The sequence below is a fragment of the Dermacoccus sp. PAMC28757 genome, assembly GCF_014302635.1.
Taxonomy (GTDB): Bacteria; Actinomycetota; Actinomycetes; order Actinomycetales; family Dermatophilaceae; genus Dermacoccus; species Dermacoccus abyssi.
The window spans coordinates 14,870-28,949 of sequence record NZ_CP060292.1; the positions used below are offsets into that span (position 1 = coordinate 14,870).

General features: G+C 69.7%; 15 protein-coding genes. 2 read left to right on the top strand and 13 right to left on the bottom strand.

Annotated features, from left to right (window positions below; genetic code table 11):
* The gene (locus H7F30_RS00065; RefSeq protein WP_118912295.1) at nucleotides 1-384 is read right to left on the bottom strand and encodes a cold-shock protein; all 384 of its coding nucleotides are present in this window, start codon (nucleotides 382-384) and stop codon (nucleotides 1-3) included.
* Between the two features lie 76 nt (nucleotides 385-460).
* Nucleotides 461-838 carry a hypothetical protein gene (locus tag H7F30_RS00070; protein ID WP_187035970.1) on the bottom strand — a complete coding sequence of 126 codons (378 nt, stop codon included), beginning with the start codon at nucleotides 836-838 and terminating at the stop codon, nucleotides 461-463.
* 118 nt (nucleotides 839-956) lie between these two features.
* On the opposite strand from H7F30_RS00070, the gene H7F30_RS00075 reads away from it, so the two are divergent.
* Complete coding sequence (locus H7F30_RS00075) at nucleotides 957-2,207, top strand: winged helix-turn-helix domain-containing protein (protein ID WP_187035972.1); 1,251 nt, start codon at nucleotides 957-959, stop codon at nucleotides 2,205-2,207.
* A 40-nt stretch (nucleotides 2,208-2,247) separates the two neighbouring features.
* On the opposite strand, the gene H7F30_RS00080 is transcribed toward H7F30_RS00075, so the two are convergent.
* Complete coding sequence (locus H7F30_RS00080; RefSeq protein ID WP_187035974.1) at nucleotides 2,248-2,874, bottom strand: histidine phosphatase family protein; 627 nt, start codon at nucleotides 2,872-2,874, stop codon at nucleotides 2,248-2,250.
* Between the two features lie 101 nt (nucleotides 2,875-2,975).
* Between H7F30_RS00080 and H7F30_RS00085 the strand changes: the two genes are divergently transcribed.
* Nucleotides 2,976-3,425, top strand: coding sequence for a hypothetical protein (locus H7F30_RS00085; RefSeq protein ID WP_187035976.1), 450 nt, complete (start codon nucleotides 2,976-2,978; stop codon nucleotides 3,423-3,425).
* 96 nt (nucleotides 3,426-3,521) lie between these two features.
* On the opposite strand, the gene H7F30_RS00090 is transcribed toward H7F30_RS00085, so the two are convergent.
* The 10 genes from H7F30_RS00090 to nirB all read right to left on the bottom strand — a co-directional run bounded on the left by H7F30_RS00090 (nucleotide 3,522) and on the right by nirB (nucleotide 14,029).
* Nucleotides 3,522-5,441, bottom strand: a complete 1,920-nt coding sequence (locus H7F30_RS00090) for a DUF2339 domain-containing protein (protein WP_187035978.1) — start codon at nucleotides 5,439-5,441, stop codon at nucleotides 3,522-3,524.
* Between the two features lie 96 nt (nucleotides 5,442-5,537).
* Nucleotides 5,538-6,197 (bottom strand): response regulator transcription factor, encoded by a 660-nt coding sequence (locus H7F30_RS00095; RefSeq protein ID WP_222617819.1) that lies wholly within the window; start codon nucleotides 6,195-6,197, stop codon nucleotides 5,538-5,540.
* A 37-nt stretch (nucleotides 6,198-6,234) separates the two neighbouring features.
* Complete coding sequence (gene macS, locus H7F30_RS00100; RefSeq protein ID WP_052946750.1) at nucleotides 6,235-7,425, bottom strand: MacS family sensor histidine kinase; 1,191 nt, start codon at nucleotides 7,423-7,425, stop codon at nucleotides 6,235-6,237.
* 74 nt (nucleotides 7,426-7,499) lie between these two features.
* A complete protein-coding gene (locus tag H7F30_RS00105) occupies nucleotides 7,500-8,243 on the bottom strand; it encodes a LemA family protein (RefSeq protein WP_187035982.1) in 744 nt (247 codons plus the stop codon).
* A gap of 100 nt (nucleotides 8,244-8,343) precedes the next feature.
* Nucleotides 8,344-8,568 (bottom strand): hypothetical protein, encoded by a 225-nt coding sequence (locus tag H7F30_RS00110; protein ID WP_047310459.1) that lies wholly within the window; start codon nucleotides 8,566-8,568, stop codon nucleotides 8,344-8,346.
* A 36-nt stretch (nucleotides 8,569-8,604) separates the two neighbouring features.
* Complete coding sequence (locus H7F30_RS00115; RefSeq protein ID WP_187035984.1) at nucleotides 8,605-9,330, bottom strand: sirohydrochlorin chelatase; 726 nt, start codon at nucleotides 9,328-9,330, stop codon at nucleotides 8,605-8,607.
* A complete protein-coding gene (locus tag H7F30_RS00120; protein ID WP_047310460.1) occupies nucleotides 9,327-10,193 on the bottom strand; it encodes a uroporphyrinogen-III synthase in 867 nt (288 codons plus the stop codon). The genes H7F30_RS00115 and H7F30_RS00120 overlap by 4 nt, the downstream gene beginning before the upstream one ends.
* Nucleotides 10,190-10,972, bottom strand: a complete 783-nt coding sequence (gene cobA, locus H7F30_RS00125; RefSeq protein ID WP_047310461.1) for a uroporphyrinogen-III C-methyltransferase — start codon at nucleotides 10,970-10,972, stop codon at nucleotides 10,190-10,192. The genes H7F30_RS00120 and cobA overlap by 4 nt, the downstream gene beginning before the upstream one ends.
* A 64-nt stretch (nucleotides 10,973-11,036) precedes the next feature.
* Nucleotides 11,037-11,393 carry a nitrite reductase small subunit NirD gene (nirD, locus tag H7F30_RS00130; RefSeq protein WP_047310462.1) on the bottom strand — a complete coding sequence of 119 codons (357 nt, stop codon included), beginning with the start codon at nucleotides 11,391-11,393 and terminating at the stop codon, nucleotides 11,037-11,039.
* Nucleotides 11,390-14,029, bottom strand: a complete 2,640-nt coding sequence (gene nirB, locus H7F30_RS00135) for a nitrite reductase large subunit NirB (protein WP_187035986.1) — start codon at nucleotides 14,027-14,029, stop codon at nucleotides 11,390-11,392. The genes nirD and nirB overlap by 4 nt, the downstream gene beginning before the upstream one ends.
* Nucleotides 14,030-14,080: the final 51 nt, after the last annotated feature.

The following is a 14,080-nucleotide window of genomic DNA, read 5'->3' on the forward strand; positions in this document are numbered from 1 at the left end:
TCAGACCTCGAGGTCGTCGGCGACGGCGCGCAGCACCGCCGCGATCTTGTTCGAATGGGACCGGTCGGGGTAGCGCCCCTTCTGCAGACCGGAGGACAGGTCGTCGAGCAGACGGATCACGTCTTCGACGATAACGCTCATCTGCTCGGCGGGCTTGCGCTTGCGCTCGGCGATGGAGGGCATCTTGTCGAGCACCTCGACGTGCATGGCCTGAGCGCCCTTGCGGCCCTGGGCGACGCTGTACTCGACGCGCGTGCCGCCACGCAGCTGGGTGACGCCCGCTGGGAGCGCGCTCGCGGGCAGGAAGACGTCGTCGCCGTCGTCGCCGGAGACGAAGCCGAAACCCTTTTCGGCGTTGAAGAACCTGACCTTGCCGACCGGCACGTCACACCTCGTTCGAATTGCCGGGTGCCGGACGACGAGCCGTCCCGCACCCCCGCGTGCACATAACTTGCGAAGTTTACCGGCGCGCGCCGGGCTCCAGCGAATCGTCCGCCGGCGGCGTGGGTTCCGCGCTGCGCGCTCCGCCGCGAAGGTCTCGCAGCACCTCGTCGCGCTCCGAGCGCGACACGTTCGTCGTCACGACCGGACGCTCCTGGCGCGCCTTCCACCACAGGAAGACACCGATGAGGAGGGAGCCGAACCCGCCGAGCAGAACGATGAGCGAGAGGATCGCCCAGATGACGACGCCGGTAATGACGAGGGCGCCCCGGTGGCCGTCGTTCGCGAGGTTGGTGATGAGCGCGATGCCGCCACCGATGAAGAGCGGCGCGACGATCCACAGCATCACGGCGCCGCGGAACATGTTCTTGCGCGCGTGGCGCCTCACCTCGTCCATGCGTTCACGGTACCGACGCGGGGCGCGGTAATCGAAACGCCCGCCGCAGCCCACGATGCCCCGCGGCGCATTTTCTGCCGTGACGACCGGTGTCGGTGGTCGCCGCTAGGCTCCGGGCATGAGTTCGCCGCGTCGCATCAGTGCCTCCCAGGCTCGTCGCATCGCCCTCGCGGCGCAGGGCTTCGCGCGCCCGCGTCCTGACGAGGTCACCACCCGCCACCTGAGCGCGACCGCGGCGCGACTTCAGGTCGTGCAGATCGACAGCGTCAACGTGCTCTCGCGCAGCCACTACCTGCCGTTCTTCAGCCGTCTCGGTCCCTACGACCCGGCCGCCCTCGACGCTCTGCGCGATCGCGCGCCGCGCCGTCTCGTCGAGTACTGGGCGCACGAGGCCAGCCTCGTCTCCCCGCAGGTGTGGCCGCTGCTGCGTCACCGCATGGCGCGCGCTCACTCCGACGCGTGGGGCGGCATGCGTCGCGTCGCGGCGGACCACCCGGAGCTCGTGGAGCGCGTCTACGAGTACGTGACGACGCACGCTCCCGCCACGGCGAAGACGATCAAGGCGGAACTCGCGCACGACGAGGAACTTTCACGCGAGCACTGGGGCTGGAACTGGTCTCTCATCAAGGCTGCGCTGGAGCACCTGTTCTGGGCCGGGCGCATCACGTCGGCAGGGCGCACCCGTCAGTTCGAGCGCCGGTACGCGAGCCTCGAGCGCGTCCTACCCCGTGAGATCGCCACGAGCGCCGTCGCGGAGGATTTCTTCTCCCCCGAACCGCTTCTCGCCCCGCCGGCCGGCGACGACCTCGACTTCTTCGACGACGTCGTCGACCTCGTGCGCCGCAGCGCGATCGCGCACGGCGTGGGCACGGTGTTGTGCCTGCGCGACTACTTCCGACTCAAGACGGCACAGGTCGTGCCGGCCATCGACCATCTCGTGCGCGCCGGCGAACTCGAGCCCGTCGACGTCGAGTGCTTCGACAAGCCGGCGTGGCGCCACGTCGATGCGAAAACTCCGCGGCGCGTCGAGGCAGAGGCGCTCCTGTCGCCGTTCGACTCGCTCGTGTGGCAGCGCGAACGTACCGAGGCGTTGTGGAACTTCCGCTACCGGCTCGAGATCTACACACCCGCCGAGAAGCGTCAGTACGGCTACTACGTGCTGCCGTTCCTCTTCGGCGAGCACCTCGTGGCCCGTGTCGACCTCAAGGCGGACCGGGCCAACGGCGTCCTCCGGGCCCACGCGGTGCACTGGGAGCCGGGTGCGCTCACGCGCCACCCGGAAGCGGCCGGCGCCCTGGAGCGAGAACTCGCGACGATGGCCACCTGGCTCGACCTCCCGCGCGGATGGGCCGGACAGCTCGGGTCCTGAAGGCGCTGCGCCAACCCGCCTTTACCGTGCAGTGGCAGCGTCAGATGACGCTCTTGTCCGCCTTCCCGGGCCAGTGCTCGATGCGGAAGCTGTCGGCGTCGACGAGCACCTCGGCGGGCACGGCGTTCGGAATGTACTGACGCCGCGCGAGGTCGTTGCGCACGTTCGCCGACAGACGCGGTAGCGCGAGCGACATCACGCCGCCGTGGCTGATGACGAGCACGCTCTCGCCGCGGTACTGATCGGCGAGGTCCCGCAAGGCTTCTCGGTACCGGTTCACCACGTCGAGGCCCGATTCCCCTCCGGGAAAGGCGGCGTCGAGGTCACCGTCCATCCAGGCGGCGAGCACGCGCTGCATGCCGGCCTCACCGAACCGCTGACCGACGAGCTCCCCGACGCGGTACTCCTCGAAGCCGGGCAGGCTCGTCCAGTCGACGCCCAGCATCTCGGCGGCGACGCGGGCCGTCTCCTGCGCCCGGGCGACGTTGGAGCACACCACCGTCGCGATGTTCTCGGTCCGCAGGCTCTCCCCCAGCTCCCGCGCCTGCGAAAGGCCCAGCGGCGTGAGCCACCCGCCGGCCTCCGTGATGACACCGCGCGGAGTCTCGTAGGCAGCGTCACCGTGACGCGCGACGAAGAAGCGGGCCGGGCAGAACAGGTCGGACATGCGCTTCACGCTACCCGCGATGTCATGCGGTGTTTCCCCCGCGCTCTGCCCTGTGGACGCCATGATCAAAACACTCACGACACCACGAGGGGGAGATCTCGATGAAGAACACACGCTCCGCTCTGGCAGCCACTGCCCTGATCGGCATGCTCGCTGTCGCCGGCTGTTCGTCGGACGACAAGGAGAAGGCGAAGGACGCCGCGACGACGGCCAGCAAGGCCGCCTCCAGCGCGAGTTCCGCGGCCACGAGTGCCAACGCCGACGACCAGCTGGCCTCGGCGTCCAAGAGTCTCGAGTCGATGCAGTCGCGGGCCGGTGGCGACTGCAAGATCTCGGTCGACGGCAAGGAAGCCACGACCTCCGTCATCGGCATGAGCTGCGACGACGCGAAGGGCGTGTGGAACGCGTTCGGTGGCAAGAGCGACCAGGCCGCCAACGAATCGGTCGAGTACAAGGGTGAGAAGTACCAGTGCTCCACCGGCGAGTTCAACGGCAAGCGCGCCTCGTCGTGCACGAGTTCCTCGGGCAAGGCTTTCGCCGTCGCCAACTGACGAACGACGCCGCCCGACATGACGAAGGGCGGGTGAGGAGCCCCCTGGCCACCTCACCCGCCCTTCGCGCACCGGCTGCGCCGCACGGCTCCTTTCTCAGAACGACGCCGGTGCGTGAGTGCCGAACTCCTGCGGTCCGGCCTGCTCGCCGCGCTTGCGCTCGGCGGCTGCCTCGCCGTAGATCCGGGCGTACTTCGTACCCGCGGCGAGAAGAACGAGGCCCGCGGCCATGAAGGTGAACGCCTTCGTCATCGAGCCCATGTACTGCAGGTCGAAGATGAACAGCTTCACGAGCGCGCAGCCGACGAGCGCCAGACCCCAGCCCATCGACGCCGTCAGGTGACGCGGCCGGCTCAGACCGGACGTGAGGACGAGGGCCGCGAGCGCCAGCGACAACACAGTGATGGCGAGGTGCACGAGGAAGAAGCCCGTCGGTGCCTTACCGAAGACGCTCAGCATCGTCATGGCCGTGCCGACGATCCCGGCGAAACCGCCGACGACGAGCAGGAACTGGGCATACGTGGCGTCGAGCTTGCGTCCACGCACGGCGGGAACCGTGAGGGCTGCGAAGGCAACGAACATCAGCCCGGTGACGAGCGTCTGCATCGTCATGTCGGTGACGCGGCTGCGGTAGAAGGAGTCCACGTACGCGGTGACCGTCCCCTGCGCCATGAATCCGAGGAAGAACGCGATGACCGCGCCACCTCCGACGATCGGGCCGGGAACGCGAGCGTGCACGGCCATGAGCACGACGGCGATGACGAGGAACGGCATCGCGAACCAGTCGGCCTGGGCGGCAGAGACACCGGCAATGACGGCGCTGACACCGGCGAGCACGAGCGTCGCGATCCGAACGGTGGAACCGCTCGTCCGCAGGACGGCGAAGCCGCCGAGCGCCACGACGGCCATGATCGAGGCGACGAGGGCCGAACGCATTCCGGTTTCGAAGCCGGCGAAGACCCACAGCGGAATCCACGAGGCGGCCAGTGCCACCGGAGCGCCGATGGCGTCACGACGCGTGAGACCGGCCTGAACCGCGGTGAGCAGGCCGACGGCCGCGATCGTCGACGCACCGAAGACGAGCGTGCGGGTCGATGACGCCTCGAGCGCCACCCAGAACATGCCGGCGAACGACACGGGGATCGTGCGGGCGAGCGCCGTTTCGTCCCAGCCCTTGGTGATCTCGGGAATGGCACCGGCGATCTGGAGCACGGCGAGGAATCCGACCAACGTCGCCGTGATGCCGCCCGTGAGGTAGGGTGCAAGCGCCGCGACGCCGATCGTCACAGCGATGAAGAGCCACTTCTCGTCCCAGCGCAGAGCCTGGAAGCTAGCTGCCGCTGCGACGACGAGCGCGAGACCGAGGCCGGCCGTGAGCGGGATCCAGTCGTAGATGCGCGTCACGGCGACGACGTCGAAGAAGGCTCCGGCGACCGCAGTCGTGAGGAGAGCGACGGAACCGATGCGACCTCCCGGACGGGGCCGAACCCACTGCGCGGCAGCGGCGAGGGCACCGACGAGAACGGCGCCTCCACCGACACGGACCGGCGGGGTGAGGAAGCCCTCACGAGCGGCCATTGCGAGCAGAAGGACGACGCCGATGAGCGTCACTGCGATACCGGCGGCCGCGAGAAGCGCGGCCACCATCTGCTCGCGGCTGAAGCGCGGCTCACGCGGAGCCGGAGGAGTCGGCGTCTGATCGTAGGGCGGCCGGCCGGCGAAGCCGGCGCCACCGGGACCGCCGGGGGACATCGGACCGCCGGAGTGGCCGCCCTGGAACGGCGGGACGTACTGCTGAGCGCCCTGAGGCGGGATCGGGACGCTCCACGGACCCTGGCTTCCGCGTGCGGCAGCGTCCGCGTTGTTGCTGATGGGTGTCTGCGCGTGCTGCGGGTACTCGGTGTGCGACGGACGTGACGGCGCCGCCGCAACGTTCATGGGCTGCGGCGGCGGGAAGGACGTGGGGTGGTCGGGACGGGGGGCCTGGGGGGTGCCGTGCGGCTGCTGTGTGTTCATGCCTCAAGCCTCGCGACGACGGGGCTCGCGGGCCTGAGTAGTGCTACTCAGGTGGCCTGGGTGATCTGTGCACGCTCCCCCGAGTGAACAGCAGCGTCAGTCGAGCCCGTTCTCCAGCGCGAAACGGGTGAGCTCGACGCGGTTGCCCAGTTGCAGCTTCCGCAGCGTCGAGGCGATGTGGTTGTCGACGGTGCGGTGGCTCAGGCCGAGGCGGGTGGCGATCTGCTTCGATGCCAGGCCCTTGGCGACCATGCGCAGCACCTCCGTCTCGCGGGGTGTGAGCACGGCAGTGGGATCGGGGCTTTCCTCGCGCTCGCGTCCGCGCAGTTCGGCGAGGACGAGGCCGGCCAGTTCCGGGGTGAAAACGGCGCGTCCCTGCGCCGTGTCGTGGACGGCCGTGAGAAGTTCCTCAGCGCCTGCGCTCTTGAGGAGGTAACCGGACGCGCCGGCCCGGACGGCGTCGAGCACGTCCGTGCGCTCGGACGACGCGGACAGCACGAGGATCTTGACGTCGTCGAAAACCGCGCGAATGGCCGTCGTGGCATCGGTGCCGTTGCCGTCGGGCAGGTTCATGTCCATGAGGACGAGGTCGGGCGAGGTCGCCTTGGCACGATCCACAGCCTCACGCACGGAGCCGGCCGTCGCGACGACGTCGTAGCCGTGCTCGCGCAGGTCACGCGCGACGGCGTCGCGCCACATCGGGTGGTCGTCGACCACCATGAGTCGCGTGGTGGGGGCGGCACCGTCGGAAGTCATGGACCCATCCTCTCGCGCGGGCCATCGGCGATGTGTCTCAACGCTGCAGCGTGAACTCCCACTCGACACCCTCCCCCGGTGTCGCCTCGAGGTGGGCTCGGCCACCGATCGACTCGACGCGTCCGACGATCGACCGGCTCACACCCATTCGCCCCTGGGCCTTGGCTTCGGCCAGGCGGCCGTCAGGAATGCCGGGGCCGTCGTCGCGGACGGTGAGCGTCACCTCGTCGTCGAGGTCTTCGAGGAGGACGAAGGCCGTGGCGTGCTCCCCCGCGTGACGTTCGGTGTTGGCGAGCGCCTGCTTCGTCGCGGCGAGCAACTCCCCAGCTCGAGCGGCGTCGAGGAGCACGGGCGCCGAACCTGCCGAGACGCGAACGCGGTCATCGGCCAGTGCGAGGAGCTCACGGCGTAAGTCGACCGGTGCATCGTCCATCGATCCGCCGGACGGCTCGGAGGTCGTTCGAGCCGCTGCGATCGGCGCTTCGTCGACGTCGGCGATGAGGGTGCGCAGCGCCCGTTCCTGTTCGGTGGCCAACTGCCCGAGGGCCGCGCCCTCCGCACCGAACGACGGGCCCTTACGCCCCATGAGCGCGAGCACCTGGAGCACGCCGTCGTGCACCTCTCGCGCGAGCCGCTCTCGCTCGGCCGCACGGGCACGCAGCTCGAGAGCGGCGACGAGTTGAGCGTGTGAGCGTCGCGCACCGACACCCCCGACACCGGCTGCGATGCCGGAACTCACGAGAATCGGCATCGTCGGCGAACGCACCATCCACGACAGATCGTCGCCGATGTGAAGGCTTGCGAGGGAAATACCGACGCCGGCGAGGAAGCCCGCCGTCACGCCCCACTGCATGCCGGCGGCCAGCACGGCGTTCGTGGCCCACATCGTCGTCGGCAGACTCTGGTTGTGGTCCCACCAGCTCGCGTCGGCGACGATCCACGTCGCGTACATGAGTCCGAGCGTCACGACGATGTCGCCCGCGACGAGCCAAGAACGCCACCGCGGGCGTGCGAACAGCGCGAGGGCCACGACACCCGACCAGATGCACTGCACGGCGATGAGCGCCGTCGCGAGGTGCGGGCGCGTGTAGTGATCGACGGCGCCCGTGTGGATGAAGAGCGAGTACGCGAGGGTGAGCATCCGGAAGGCACCCTCGGTGGCCCACAGGTACTTCATCGGGTCGTCGGAGGCCGCCTGCTGGGCCTCGGCCTCGCTCGTCCGGCTCATCATCCGCAGCCGGGAAGCGGAAACGGGCGACGCCCCGAACCGCTGCTGCGATTCGGGGCGTCGTCGGGATCGGATCACTTGCGCTGCTCGGGGTACTCCACCCCGTAGCCCTGCTGACCAGGAGCCTGGAACGTGTTCGACCGGCCACCCTGCGTCGGGTACGGCATCTGCGACGGCGGCAGCTGCGGCTGCTCGTTGTACGGACGCTGCTGGCTCTGCGGGGCGTCGAACTGCACCGACGGAGCCTCCGCGTTCGTCATGTTGACCTGCGGCGCGCCCTTCGTGGCCTCGTCGGCCTCGTAGTACTCGGCCTTCGTCACACCGGCGGGGCCGGCCATGAACTTCGTCGGGATCGAGTCGACCTTCGAGTTCAGGTCACGCACGCAGGCGTTGTAGTAGCGACGCGCGGAGGCGATGCGGTCCTCGGTGGCCGACAGCTCGCCCATGAGCTGCTGGTAGTTCTGGTTGGCCTTGAGGTCCGGGTAGGCCTCGGAGACCGAGATGAGGCGACCGAGGGCCTGCGTCAGCTCGCCTTCCGCGGCGGCCGCGTCAGCGGCGTGGTCGGGCGAACCGTGCGTGTTGACGGCAGCGCCGCGAGCGCGGATGACGTCGTCGAGCGTCTTGGCCTCGTGCTGCGCGTAGCCCTTGACCGTCTCGACGAGGTTCGGGATGAGGTCGTGGCGGCGCGTCAGTTCGACATCGATCTGGTGCCACGCCTCCTGCACCGTGTTGCGCTGCTTGACGAGGCCGTTGTACATGACAACGGCAGCCACGGCGAGCGCGACGATGATGAGAAGAAGGATGATGACCCACGTCATGACAAGGCTCCAATTGAACGTGTGTGCCGGAGTATCAGCTTGGTTGGTTCGACCCTAGCCGAACAGTGCGCACCGATCACGCTGTGCGGGGCGGCCCGGTTCACCGACCGCGGCGCACCTTGAGCGCTTTGACGAGGTAGATCGTCGCCGCGAGCGCGACCAGACCCGTCATGAGGACGCCTGCGGCGGCGCCCAGACGCCCGGCGTTACCGCCCGATCCGTCGCCGTACCCGTTGAGCACACCGGCGACGAAACCGTAGATCGACCATGCCCAGAACAGGACGGCGGCCACGGCCAGAAGGGGAACGGCGGCGGGATGCTTCATGGCGACGATCGTAGGGCGTGCTGCTCGGCTGCGGGCTCAGGCCTCGTCGAGACGCGCGAGGATCTGCTCGACCACCTCGGGGGCGGCGCCCAGCGGCTCGGTGACGATGTCAGCACCCGATCGGCGCAGCTTCTCGGAGAAGTGGCCCTCCCCGAGCAGGAGCGAGGCGACGGCGACGCTAGCACCGGGCCGGTCGCGGTTGGCGTTGACCGCGTCGGGCACTGCGGGCGTGCCGGCCGAACCGAACGCGACATCGACCTCGGCGCCCCACGCCTCGGCGAGCAGGCGCGCCTGAGCGCGGGCGTCGGCCGCGGCCTCGAGCCGGCTGGAACCGGCGGCGGCCATGACAACAGGATCCCGGCGCTCGACGCCTGCCTCGGTCAGGCGTTGGACGAGCAGGTCGGCGATTCGGCGCGACGGACCCAGGGCGCCGGTCGAGCGGGCGTTCGGCCACGCATCGACGGCCTTCGCCACGTCGACACGGACGTGGTACCCGCCGCAGAAGAGCAGCGGCACGACGACGACCTCGTCGTAGCGGGGGGCGAGTTGAGCGACAACGTCGGCGACGGGTGGCTCCTGCACGTCGACGTAAGCGTCGGTGACATCGAGTTCCGGCCGTCGGTTGTGCACGGCGGTGACGAGGTCGAGAACGACCTGCCGGCCCCGTTCGTTCGCCGTCCCGTGGGCGACGAGGATGACGGCACATCGGGTCGATTCGCTGCTCGTCGGTACTGCTTCGCCGGCGCTCGAGTTCGTCGTCACGAGGCGTCCCGACCGAGTTCGGCGATGACGAGTTTGACGAGCGCTCCCAGGCGGAAGCGCTCCGGTACGAGCGGTTCGATGCCGTAGGCACGCAGTGGCGCGGCCGTCGTGTCTCCGACGGCGGCTGCGCGGACACGCCCCTCCCGCAGTGCGGCGACGACCTCGTCCCGAACCCCGGCGAGGTGCGCTGCGGTGAAGAAGGCATCCGCGCCGGGGGCTGCCGTGAAGGCAATGGTGTCCACCTCGCCGCGAGCGACAAGGTGGGCGGCACGCTCGACGGCCTGCGGGTCGGGCGCCGGACCCCAGCGGTAGACGACGAGCGAGACGACGTCGGCGCTCGAGTCGCGCAGTTGCTCGTCGATGCCGTCGGACCCTGCGCCGTGGTGCTGCACGGCTACACGCGTGCCGCGCAGATCGAGGGTCGCCAGATGACGCTTCACCTCGTCTGCTGTTTCACTTTCGGCACTCCAGGAGACCTCGAGCCCGGCGCCCTGAACGGCACCGCGGGCCTTGGGTCCGCGGGTGAGGATGCGAGCGCCTGCGAGAGCTTCGACGAGCGCTTCGCGTTGCCCGGCCGCCTCGGCTGCCTCGAGCCACCCGCGAAAACCGATCGCCGTCGTGACAACGACGAGATCAGGCTTCTTGTCGACGAGTTCCCTTGTCCGAGCGTTGAGTTCGGCATCGTCAACGTGGGGGACGTGCGACATGGTCGGCGCGTGGATCACCTCGGCGCCACGTCGTTCGAGTGCTCCGGCGAATTCCTCGGCACGGCGTTGCGCCGTGAGCACGACGCGGCATCCGGCGAGGTCCTGGGGCAGCCGAGCGGCCTCGGCGTGCACGCTCGGCGCGGTCGTCTCGTTCATGCGCAGGGCTCCCGCACCCTATCGCGAGCCACGCTCTCGGAGGCCACCTGGGCGATCTCGGCGTCGGGCAGCACGGTGACGACCTCACCGATGACGATGACGCTGGGGTTGCCCACCCCGCGCGTCAGGCACTGCTCGGCGATGTCGGCGAGCGTGCCCTTGACGACCTGCTGCTGCGGAGTCCACGCCGAGTGGACGACGCCGACGGGCGTCGACGCGTCCTTGCCCTCCCGCACGAGGCTCGCGGTGAGTTCGCCGAGGCGACGCATGCCCATGAGGATGACGATGGTGTGCGGCCACGCGACGAGGGCGGGGACGGCGAGTTCGTCGTGACCGGACAGCACGAGCATCCCGGCCGACACGCCGCGATGGGTCACGGGGATGCCGCCCGCGAGCGGCGCGGACAGCGCGCTCGTCACGCCGGGCACGACGTCGACGTCGATGCCGTGCTCGCGGCAGTGCAGCACCTCTTCGCCGCCGCGCCCGAGCAGATAGGGGTCGCCACCCTTGAGCCGCACGACGCGACGTCCGGCGCGCGCCTCCCGCACGAGGATGTCGTTGATCTCGTGCTGCGGCACCGGGTGGTGGTGCGGCGTCTTGCCGACGGGCACGATCTCGGCGTCGAGACCGAGCTCGTCGAGCTGATCGGTGGGGCCGAGGCGGTCGGCGACGATGACGTCGGCACGCTCGAGTTCACGCAGTGCACGCAGCGTGAGCAGGTCGAGTGCGCCCGGGCCACCGCCGACGATCACGACCGTGCCGGGTCGAGGGTCGTTCATGGGGGCCACCTTTCGCGCCGCGGGGCAGGGCAGATGTATGGGCAGATCCATCGGTCTACGCACCCTAGGCCACCCCGGACGGAGCGATCCGATTGTTTCGCAGGACGATCATCCCGTCCTCCTCGGCCACGTCCCACACCCCGAGCGTCACGTCCGGATCGCTCGTGCACCGACCCGTCGCGAGGTCGAACGCCTGCTTGTACATGGGCGACTGGATGACGTCACGCACCTCACCGGCGACCGTCGCCGTCCCCACGATGCCGCGGGCGATGACGTTGGCCTCGGCGTACGGGTCGTAGTGCCCGACGGCGTGCAGCGCGCCGTCCGCGGTGCGCACGATGGCGACCTGGGCGCCGTCGTCGGCCTTGGCGGCAACCGCACGTTCGGGACGCACCCGCTCGACGGGGCAGACGACGCTCATGCGCGCACCTCCAGCGTCGAGCCGGCGATCACGACGGGACGGCGTTCGGAGTCGACGAGGTCGAGCTCGCCCGCCGCCGCGCGGGCACGGTCGTCGGCGGTGGCCGGGCGCACCTGCTCACGCTCGACGACGTAGAGCAGGTCGGGGTCGGCGTCCGTCGCGTCGTTGACGAACCCGGTGAACTGGGCGAGCTTCTCCGGATCTTCGAGCACCTCGCGCCACTCGTCGACGTAGGCGCCCACGTGGTGGGTCATCATGGCGTCGAGGTCGTCACAGAGGCCGAGCGCGTCGTCGAAGATCACCTCTCGCAGCCGCTCGATGCCGCCGTCGAGCTCCTCGAGCCACGGGGCGGTGCGCTGGAGGCGCTCGGCCGTCGAGACGTAGTACATGAAGAACCGGTCGATGGCGGTGATGAGTTCGGCGTCCGACAAGTCCTGCGCCAACAGTTGCGCGTGCTTGGGTGTGGCCCCGCCGTTGCCGCCGACGTAGAGGTTCCACCCGTTCTCCGTGGCGATGACGCCCGCGTCCTTGCCGCGCGCCTCGGCGCACTCGCGGGCACAGCCGGAGACGCCGAGCTTGAGCTTGTGAGGGCTGCGCAGGCCGCGGTAGCGCAGTTCGAGGTCGATGGCCATGCGCACGCTGTCCTGGACGCCGTAGCGGCACCAACTCTGCCCGACGCACGACTTCACGGTGCGCAGGCTCTTGCCGTAGGCATGGCCGGACTCGAACCCGGCGTCGACGAGGCGCTTCCAGATGGCCGGCAGCTGGTCGATGCGCGCGCCGAACAGGTCGATGCGCTGGCCGCCCGTGATCTTCGTGTAGAGCCCGAAGTCCTTGGCCACCTGGGCGATGACGAGAAGCCCGTCCGGGGTGATCTCCCCGCCCGGGATTCGCGGGACGACCGAGTACGTGCCGTCCTTCTGCAGGTTGGCCAGCACATGGTCGTTGCTGTCCTGCAGCGTGCTCTGCTCCCCGGCGAGGATGTGCCCGCCGCCCAGGCTCGCGAGGATGTTGGCGATCGTCGGCTTGCAGATGTCGCAGCCGCGCCCGGTACCGAAGCGTTCCATGATCTCGCTGAACGTCGCGAGGCCCGCCACCTTGATGGCGTTGAACAGTTCGCTGCGTGGCATCGGGATGTGCTCGCACAGCGACCGGTCGACGGCGATGCCCGCCTTCTCCTGATGCGACTCGAACAGCTTCTTGACGATGGGCAGGCATGAGCCGCAGGAGGTTCCGGCCTTCGTGCAGCTCTTGACGTCGGCCAGGTTCGACGCGCCGTCGTCGACCGCCGAACGGATCTGACCGGCGCTCACGTTGTTGCAGGAGCACACCGCGGCGTCGTCGGGCAGTTCGAGCGAGGACGCCGCGCCCTCCCCCGCGCCGGCCGGCACGATGAACGACGACGGGTCGGCGCCCAGCCGGCGTCCGACGAGCGGTCGCAGCCCGGCGTAGGCACTGGCGTCCCCGACGAGGATGCCGCCGAGCAGGGTCTGCGCGTCGTCGGAGACGACGAGCTTCTTGTACGAACCGGTCACCGAGTCCGAGTAGACGACCTCGAGCGCACCGGGGGTCGTGGCGAACGCGTCACCGAAGCTCGCGACGTCGACGCCGAGCAGCTTGAGCTTGGTCGAGGTGTCCGCGCCGGGAAAGCTCGATTCCCCACCCAGCAGCGCGTCGGCGGCGATCTCGGCCATCGTGTAGCCGGGGGCGACGAGACCCCAGACACGACCCTGGATGCACGCCACCTCACCGATGGCGTGGATGCTCTCGTCGCTCGTGCGGCAGCGGTCGTCGACGACGACACCGCCACGCTCACCGACCTCGAGGCCGGCAGCACGGGCCAGTTCGTCACGCGGGCGCACGCCGGTGGCGAAGACCACGACGTCGACGTCGATCTTCTCGCCGTCGGCGAACTCCATGCCGGTGACCCGGCGTCCGCGCTTGGCCAGAACCCGCTGGGTGGCCGTGCCGGTGCGCACCTCGACGCCGAGGTTCTCGATGAGTCGGCGCAGCTCCTGGCCACCGCCGTCGTCCACCTGCAACGGCATGAGACGCGGCGCGAACTCGATGACGGTCGACTCGGCGCCGAGCGCCTGCAACGCACCGGCCGCCTCGAGACCGAGCAGACCACCACCGACGACGGCGCCGCGCACGGGCCGCTCGGGGTGGGCCGCACGCAGCTCCTCGACGTACCCGCGCAGCGCCGCGACGTCGTCGATCGTGCGGTAGACGAAGCAACCCTGCAGGTCGTTGCCCTTGACGGGCGGCACCGCGGCGTAGCTGCCGGTGGCGAGCACGAGATGGTCGTAGGGGTGGCGGACGCCCTTGGCGGTCGTCACCACCTTGGCGTTGCGGTCGACGTCCGTCACCTCGGTGCGCTTGGCGAGGGTGACGCGGGGGTCGGCCCACAGCTCGGCCCCGCCGAGGTTGAGATCCTCCGGGTCGCGCCCCGTGAAGTAGCTCGTGAGCGCCACCCGGTCGTACGGCGGACGCGGCTCGTCGCCGAGCACCGTGATGTCGAAACGGCCCGCGTCGTCGCGCGACCGCATCGCCTCGACGAAACGGTGGGCCACCATGCCGGCGCCGATGACGACGACGCGTTCGCGGGGTCGGGCCTGCTCGATCTGCTCGCTCATGAATCCTCCTGCGTTGTTGCCCTCGAACCTAGGGAGGCCGTGTTTCGCGTG